Origin of the sequence: Bacillus thuringiensis, assembly GCF_022095615.2 — a bacterium.
In the GTDB taxonomy this organism is placed as follows: Bacteria; Bacillota; Bacilli; order Bacillales; family Bacillaceae_G; genus Bacillus_A; species Bacillus_A cereus_AG.
The window spans coordinates 4,605,627-4,612,500 of sequence record NZ_CP155559.1; the positions used below are offsets into that span (position 1 = coordinate 4,605,627).

The following is a 6,874-nucleotide window of genomic DNA, read 5'->3' on the forward strand; positions in this document are numbered from 1 at the left end:
TTGGGGATATACAAGGGAAACCGGAAAAGGAATTTATATTAAATTATATAAAAACTCAGAGGTAGGAAGCAGTTTCCCGCCTCTGAATTATTTAGCGATTATTATAGTACTGGTGCCATTGTTTCTTTTAATACTTTTACAGAATGAGCGAATTTCACTTTTTCTTCTTCATTTAGCTCAAGTTCTACGATTTCACGTACACCTTGGCGGTTAATAACAGCTGGAACACCTACGTAAGCATCTTTCTCACCATACTGACCTTCAAGGTATGCAGATACAGTTAATACGCTGTTCTCGTTGCTTAAGATTGCTTTAGTTACACGAAGTAGTGACATACCGATTCCGTAGTAAGTTGCGCCTTTACGCTCGATGATATGGTAAGCTGCATCACGAACATTTTCGAAGATTTTATCTAAGTCTTCTTGATTGTACTGCTCGTTGTTAGCTAAGATTGTTTCTAGTTTTTGTACACCTACAGTAGCGTGGCTCCATACTGGAAGTTCAGTGTCACCGTGCTCACCAACGATGTAAGCATGAACGTTACGTGGATCTACATCTAAGTAGTCACCTAACATGTAACGGAAACGAGCAGAGTCTAAAGTAGTACCAGAACCGATTACGCGCTCTTTTGGTAATCCAGATTCTTTCCAAGTTACGTAAGTTAAAATGTCAACTGGGTTTGTTGCAATTAAGAAGATTCCATCGAATCCGCTATCCATAATACCGCGAACGATTTGTTTAAAGATCTTTGTATTTTTCTCAACTAAGTCTAGACGAGTTTCACCTGGCTTTTGTGGTAATCCAGCAGTGATAACAACTAAATCTGCATCTTTACAATCTGCATAGCTACCGCTCCAAACTTTTGTTGCTGCTGGAGAAAATGGTACCGCATGGCTTAAGTCCATTGCTTCTCCTTCTGCTTTTGCTTCATTAACATCTACAAGTACAAATTCTTCAGCTACACCTTGGTTAATCATTGAGTAAGCATAACTACAACCTACAGCTCCTGTTCCTACTAATACTACACGATTGATACCTTTTTTCATGTTAATTTCCCCTCTCTATTGTTCACATCTATTTTTTATGATTGTTTAAGTAATTAATTAAAATACTAATTTAATGTTGTTTAACTTCTTTACACTCATATTGTAGCATGTATCATTGTGAATTACTTCACAAATTATGACCTATTTGTGAACTTTTTCACATAAAGTGTAAAGTTATTAGAATAGGTGTGGAATCAATTTCAATGGAGGCGTTTTCTTTAGATTGTGAATAAAAATAGTGTGATTCGATTACTCCCTGTAACTACCTTCATTTTTTATAATCCAAATCCTAATAGTCGAAAAAGAAATCGTATTATAAGATTAAACTAACACATTATCCCCTTACAAAATGGATGTTAGTTGGCCTATATAGAATACAGTGAAATAAATCGATTAGCATATTCTTTAACACCTCCCTTTTAACCATTACCGTATATTAATAAAAAATATCAGTTAAAATCATGCATTCTTTTCTAATAATAAACCATTCAATATAAGTGATAGGCTACGCAAAGCTTTAGACAAATGCATCTCTGCATCTTCAGAATTCGCAATCCAACAAGCAAGGTCCACTAGTCCACCATTTATGAATCTTGCTAATGCTTCACAATCCGTGTTTTCAATAATACAGTCCTTCATTAGTTGCTGAAGCATCTCCGCCATCGTCACTAAGCATTGTGACTGTGATGATTGATAATAACTAGTTCCTAATACTGCTGGTGCATCACGAAGTACAATTCGCTGAATTTCTGGATTAAGTGCCATTGATAAATACGCACGACAACGCCCAACAAACCCTTCCCATTTTCCTTCCGCCTCATCTGATACTTTTCTTAATTTATTATCCATTTCCATATCAATTTCTTTTACAACCGCTTCTAACAATCCTTTTTTATCACCAAAATGATGATAAATTGCACCACGTGTTAAACCGACAGATGCTGTAAAATCATCCATAGACGTGTTTACATATCCAACTGTACCAAAAGCATCTCTTGCTGCACTCAGCAATTTTGCACGTGTTTCAATGATCATTTCTTCTCTTGTTTTTCTACCCATCTTTTCCTCCTACTTCTATTCATTCCCTTTATTCAAAATGAATCCTATTATAGTATCGTTCTCTATGTAAAAGAATAACTCCTTTTATCGTTAGCTCTCTATCCAACGATAAAACTTTCTAATTGACATACGCATCGTATGTTAATATGATATTGGCATACGGTGCGTATGTCAATTATTTCTAGCTTACAAGATAATATAACTGCTTACCTATATCCTACATTGACTCACTGCCCATTTTTATAGAAGGTATTAATGAACAAAGGAGGAGTTAAAAGCATGAAGAATGTATATGTAAACGTCAAATACTTTGGTGATTATTATGTTTAATTCCTACCGTGAGATTTTCAATGCTCCTGGTACAAAAGGATTCTCATTAGCAGGATTTATAGCTCGGATGCCCATATCAATGATGGGCATTGGTATTGTTACAATGTTATCTCAGTTACGTGGTGACTATTGGCTTGCCGGAGCCGTTGCAGCCACCTTCACATTATCATCAGCTTTACTAGCTCCTCATATTTCTCGTATGGCTGATCAATTAGGGCAATCACGTATACTTCTTCCGGCTACAGGTATCAGTATTTTCTTTACAATCCTCTTACTTCTATGTACGAAATATGAGGCTCCTTATTGGACGCTATTTCTATCCGCCTTATGTGCAGGTTGTATGCCAAACATGTCGGCCATGGTGCGTGCACGTTGGGCTAAACTATACCGTGGATCCCATAAATTGCATGCAGCATTTTCCTTCGAATCGGTCGTCGATGAAATTTGCTTCATCATTGGTCCTGTATTATCCGTCAGTTTAAGTGTTATGTTCTTCCCAGAAGCAGGACCACTTTTATCATCTGTTTTTCTTACAATCGGGGTATGCCTATTCACCATGCAAAAAAGCACAGAACCACCTGTACACCCTCACGACATTACAAACAAAGGAACAGTATTTAAAATTGGTACATTACGAGTGCTTGTATTCACACTCATCGCCATAGGTACTATATTTGGCACAATAGATGTCGTTAGTGTAGCTTTTGCTGAACATCAAGGAAACACAGTAGCTGCTAGCTTTGTGCTTTCCATCTATGCAATTGGTTCCTGCCTGGCAGGTCTAACTTTCGGTACTCTTAAACTCCGTACTCCACCATATAATCAATTTTTAATAGCAGTCACACTTTCCATGATAACAATGCTGCCACTAGTTTTCGTAAACACTATTACTTGGCTAGTAGTCATTGTTTTCTTTGCAGGGTTATCTGTCGCTCCTACTATGATCATTACTATGGGGCTTGTGGAAAAAATCGTACCTGAATCAAAAATAACCGAAGGAATGACTTGGGCAATTACAGGACTTGGTATTGGAGTCTCCCTAGGGTCAGCGATAGCTGGTTTAGTTATTGATACCTTTGGAGCTCGGGCAGGATTTAGTGTGGCTATTATAGCAGGAGGCCTTGCCTTAACTATTGCACTTTTAGGATACAAAACTCTTCAATCCGCATATAGTCATGCTGTTATGAAACCGGATGGGCATTCAGCAGAGAGTTAAAACATATTCAAAAAATAGGATTACCTCTTCTTATGTATAAGAAGAGGTAATCCTATTTAAATTAATATAACTTTTTTAAATTTATTATTTATAATCTGTTATAGCTTCTTCTATATCTATACACAACAAAAAAGAGATAGCAGATTATGCTATCTCTTTTAGTATGACCCGTACGGGATTCGAACCCGTGTTACCGCCGTGAAAGGGCGGTGTCTTAACCACTTGACCAACGGGCCAGTTCTGGCAGAGAAGAAGGGATTCGAACCCTCGCACCGCGTTCGCGATCTACTCCCTTAGCAGGGGAGCCCCTTGAGCCACTTGGGTACTTCTCTATAATATGGCTCCGCAGGTAGGACTCGAACCTACGACCGATCGGTTAACAGCCGATAGCTCTACCACTGAGCTACTGCGGAACAATTATGGTGGGCCTAAATGGACTCGAACCATCGACCTCACGCTTATCAGGCGTGCGCTCTAACCAGCTGAGCTATAGGCCCATAAATTGAAAAGCGGGTGAAGAGAATCGAACTCTCGACCAGAGCTTGGAAGGCTCTTGTTTTACCACTAAACTACACCCGCATTAAATTGTAAATGGTGAGCCATGAAGGATTCGAACCTTCGACCCTCTGATTAAAAGTCAGATGCTCTACCAACTGAGCTAATGGCTCATTTTGAAAGTGGTGCCGACTAGAGGACTTGAACCCCCAACCTACTGATTACAAGTCAGTTGCTCTACCAGTTGAGCTAAGTCGGCTTGCGACTTCAAAATGGTGGCTCGGGACGGAATCGAACCGCCGACACGAGGATTTTCAGTCCTCTGCTCTACCGACTGAGCTACCGAGCCTTTATGTAAAAAAATGGCGGTCCCGACCGGGGTCGAACCGGCGATCTCCTGCGTGACAGGCAGGCATGTTAACCACTACACCACGGGACCATTTGGTTGCGGGGACAGGATTTGAACCTGCGACCTTCGGGTTATGAGCCCGACGAGCTACCGTGCTGCTCCACCCCGCGATGATAAAATATTTAATTTAGAAAAAATGGAGGAGGTAGAGGGATTCGAACCCCCGCGCGACTCTCGCCACCTGTCGGTTTTCAAGACCGATCCCTTCAGCCGAACTTGGGTATACCTCCGAGATATAAACCTTTAGTGGTGGACCTTGTAGGACTCGAACCTACGACCGGACGGTTATGAGCCGTCTGCTCTAACCAGCTGAGCTAAAGGTCCTTTATGGTAGCGGCGGAGGGGATCGAACCCCCGACCTCACGGGTATGAACCGTACGCTCTAGCCAGCTGAGCTACACCGCCATAAATGATATTAAAACAAGTGGAGCCTAGCGGGATCGAACCGCTGACCTCCTGCGTGCAAGGCAGGCGCTCTCCCAGCTGAGCTAAGGCCCCATGTTTTTGGAAAATCGGGAAGACAGGATTTGAACCTGCGACCCCCTGGTCCCAAACCAGGTGCTCTACCAAGCTGAGCCACTTCCCGTTAATAAAAGCGCGCCCGAGAGGAGTCGAACCCCTAACCTCTTGATCCGTAGTCAAACGCTCTATCCAATTGAGCTACGGGCGCATATGGTGCCGAGGGCGGGGGTCGAACCCGCACGGTGGTCACCCACCGCAGGATTTTAAGTCCTGTGCGTCTGCCTGTTCCGCCACCCCGGCATGTCATATTGAAAATTGGAGCGGAAGACGGGATTCGAACCCGCGACCCCAACCTTGGCAAGGTTGTATTCTACCACTGAACTACTTCCGCAAGACATGTATGAGTTATTTTATTAAAAGTGCGGGTGAAGGGAGTCGAACCCCCACGCCAAAGGCGCTAGATCCTAAGTCTAGTGCGTCTGCCAATTCCGCCACACCCGCATATTAATTATTTAAAGAAAAAATGGGGCGACTGATGGGAATCGAACCCACGAATGCCGGAGCCACAATCCGGTGCGTTAACCACTTCGCCACAACCGCCATGATTTTCTGGTGCCGACTAGAGGACTTGAACCCCCAACCTACTGATTACAAGTCAGTTGCTCTACCAATTGAGCTAAGTCGGCTAAATGGTGGAGGATGACGGGATCGAACCGCCGACCCCCTGCTTGTAAGGCAGGTGCTCTCCCAGCTGAGCTAATCCTCCATTTGCCTGGCAACGTCCTACTCTCACAGGGACAAGGTCCCAACTACCATCGGCGCTAGAGAGCTTAACTTCCGTGTTCGGTATGGGAACGGGTGTGACCTCTCTGCCATCATTACCAGACTGTATTCATTTAAGACAAGAATCATTGTAACTTATTTAACTTTTAAAGTCAACAAGTTTTTTTATATTCTTTCAAAACTAGATAACATTGCTTCATATTATATGGTTAAGTCCTCGATCTATTAGTATTCGTCAGCTCCACATGTCACCATGCTTCCACCTCGAACCTATCAACCTGATCATCTTTCAGGGATCTTACTAGCTTACGCTATGGGAAATCTCATCTTGAGGGGGGCTTCATGCTTAGATGCTTTCAGCACTTATCCCTTCCGCACATAGCTACCCAGCTATGCCCTTGGCAGAACAACTGGTACACCAGCGGTGCGTCCATCCCGGTCCTCTCGTACTAAGGACAGCTCCTCTCAAATTTCCTACGCCCACGACGGATAGGGACCGAACTGTCTCACGACGTTCTGAACCCAGCTCGCGTACCGCTTTAATGGGCGAACAGCCCAACCCTTGGGACCGACTACAGCCCCAGGATGCGATGAGCCGACATCGAGGTGCCAAACCTCCCCGTCGATGTGGACTCTTGGGGGAGATAAGCCTGTTATCCCCGGGGTAGCTTTTATCCGTTGAGCGATGGCCCTTCCATGCGGAACCACCGGATCACTAAGCCCGACTTTCGTCCCTGCTCGACTTGTAGGTCTCGCAGTCAAGCTCCCTTATGCCTTTGCACTCTACGAATGATTTCCAACCATTCTGAGGGAACCTTTGGGCGCCTCCGTTACACTTTAGGAGGCGACCGCCCCAGTCAAACTGCCCACCTGACACTGTCTCCCGGGTCGATAAGACCCGTAGGTTAGAATTTCAATACAGTCAGGGCGGTATCCCACCAGCGCCTCCACCGAAGCTAGCGCTCCGGTTTCAATGGCTCCCGCCTATCCTGTACAAACTGTACCAAAATTCAATATCAGGCTACAGTAAAGCTCCACGGGGTCTTTCCGTCCTGTCGCGGGTAACCTGCATCT

3 protein-coding genes, 22 tRNA genes and 2 rRNA genes (1 of these 27 running past the window's edge) are annotated in these 6,874 nt (G+C 43.7%); 1 reads left to right on the forward strand and 26 read right to left on the reverse strand.

What is annotated here, in order from left to right:
• Positions 1 to 101: 101 nt before the first annotated feature.
• On the reverse strand, positions 102 to 1,046 hold the full coding sequence (locus tag KZZ19_RS23870; protein ID WP_044737443.1) for an L-lactate dehydrogenase: 945 nt from the start codon (positions 1,044 to 1,046) through the stop codon (positions 102 to 104).
• A 459-nt stretch (positions 1,047 to 1,505) separates the two neighbouring features.
• Entirely contained in the window at positions 1,506 to 2,105 is a 600-nt protein-coding gene (locus KZZ19_RS23875; protein ID WP_237981468.1) for a TetR/AcrR family transcriptional regulator, read from the reverse strand.
• 322 nt (positions 2,106 to 2,427) lie between these two features.
• Here KZZ19_RS23875 and KZZ19_RS23880 point away from each other — a divergent pair, with 322 nt between their 5' ends.
• Positions 2,428 to 3,651 (forward strand): MFS transporter, encoded by a 1,224-nt coding sequence (locus KZZ19_RS23880; protein ID WP_088098179.1) that lies wholly within the window; start codon positions 2,428 to 2,430, stop codon positions 3,649 to 3,651.
• A 164-nt stretch (positions 3,652 to 3,815) separates the two neighbouring features.
• Here KZZ19_RS23880 and KZZ19_RS23885 read toward each other — a convergent pair.
• The 24 genes from KZZ19_RS23885 to KZZ19_RS24000 all read right to left on the reverse strand — a co-directional run.
• Positions 3,816 to 3,887 (reverse strand) — tRNA-Glu (locus KZZ19_RS23885).
• A 5-nt stretch (positions 3,888 to 3,892) separates the two neighbouring features.
• A tRNA-Ser gene (locus KZZ19_RS23890) sits at positions 3,893 to 3,983 on the reverse strand.
• Between the two features lie 6 nt (positions 3,984 to 3,989).
• Positions 3,990 to 4,064 (reverse strand) — tRNA-Asn (locus tag KZZ19_RS23895).
• A gap of 7 nt (positions 4,065 to 4,071) precedes the next feature.
• A tRNA-Ile gene (locus tag KZZ19_RS23900) sits at positions 4,072 to 4,148 on the reverse strand.
• Positions 4,149 to 4,159: 11 nt separating this feature from the next.
• Positions 4,160 to 4,230, reverse strand: a tRNA-Gly gene (locus tag KZZ19_RS23905).
• A 13-nt stretch (positions 4,231 to 4,243) separates the two neighbouring features.
• A tRNA-Lys gene (locus KZZ19_RS23910) sits at positions 4,244 to 4,319 on the reverse strand.
• A gap of 10 nt (positions 4,320 to 4,329) precedes the next feature.
• Positions 4,330 to 4,405 (reverse strand) — tRNA-Thr (locus KZZ19_RS23915).
• A gap of 14 nt (positions 4,406 to 4,419) precedes the next feature.
• Positions 4,420 to 4,495 (reverse strand) — tRNA-Phe (locus tag KZZ19_RS23920).
• Positions 4,496 to 4,509: 14 nt separating this feature from the next.
• Positions 4,510 to 4,585 (reverse strand) — tRNA-Asp (locus KZZ19_RS23925).
• Positions 4,586 to 4,588: 3 nt separating this feature from the next.
• Positions 4,589 to 4,665: transfer RNA gene (locus KZZ19_RS23930), tRNA-Met, on the reverse strand.
• A 27-nt stretch (positions 4,666 to 4,692) separates the two neighbouring features.
• A tRNA-Ser gene (locus KZZ19_RS23935) sits at positions 4,693 to 4,785 on the reverse strand.
• Positions 4,786 to 4,802: 17 nt separating this feature from the next.
• Positions 4,803 to 4,879 (reverse strand) — tRNA-Ile (locus KZZ19_RS23940).
• A gap of 4 nt (positions 4,880 to 4,883) precedes the next feature.
• Positions 4,884 to 4,960 (reverse strand) — tRNA-Met (locus KZZ19_RS23945).
• A 20-nt stretch (positions 4,961 to 4,980) separates the two neighbouring features.
• Positions 4,981 to 5,053 (reverse strand) — tRNA-Ala (locus KZZ19_RS23950).
• A gap of 14 nt (positions 5,054 to 5,067) precedes the next feature.
• A tRNA-Pro gene (locus KZZ19_RS23955) sits at positions 5,068 to 5,141 on the reverse strand.
• 10 nt (positions 5,142 to 5,151) lie between these two features.
• Positions 5,152 to 5,225: transfer RNA gene (locus tag KZZ19_RS23960), tRNA-Arg, on the reverse strand.
• A gap of 3 nt (positions 5,226 to 5,228) precedes the next feature.
• Positions 5,229 to 5,317, reverse strand: a tRNA-Leu gene (locus tag KZZ19_RS23965).
• 16 nt (positions 5,318 to 5,333) lie between these two features.
• A tRNA-Gly gene (locus KZZ19_RS23970) sits at positions 5,334 to 5,408 on the reverse strand.
• Positions 5,409 to 5,437: 29 nt separating this feature from the next.
• Positions 5,438 to 5,518 (reverse strand) — tRNA-Leu (locus KZZ19_RS23975).
• 23 nt (positions 5,519 to 5,541) lie between these two features.
• Positions 5,542 to 5,617 (reverse strand) — tRNA-His (locus KZZ19_RS23980).
• A gap of 10 nt (positions 5,618 to 5,627) precedes the next feature.
• Positions 5,628 to 5,703, reverse strand: a tRNA-Thr gene (locus KZZ19_RS23985).
• Positions 5,704 to 5,707: 4 nt separating this feature from the next.
• A tRNA-Val gene (locus tag KZZ19_RS23990) sits at positions 5,708 to 5,783 on the reverse strand.
• A gap of 4 nt (positions 5,784 to 5,787) precedes the next feature.
• Positions 5,788 to 5,903, reverse strand: a 5S ribosomal RNA gene (gene rrf, locus KZZ19_RS23995).
• A gap of 102 nt (positions 5,904 to 6,005) precedes the next feature.
• Positions 6,006 to 6,874, reverse strand: a 23S ribosomal RNA gene (locus KZZ19_RS24000); it runs 2,053 nt beyond the window's last position.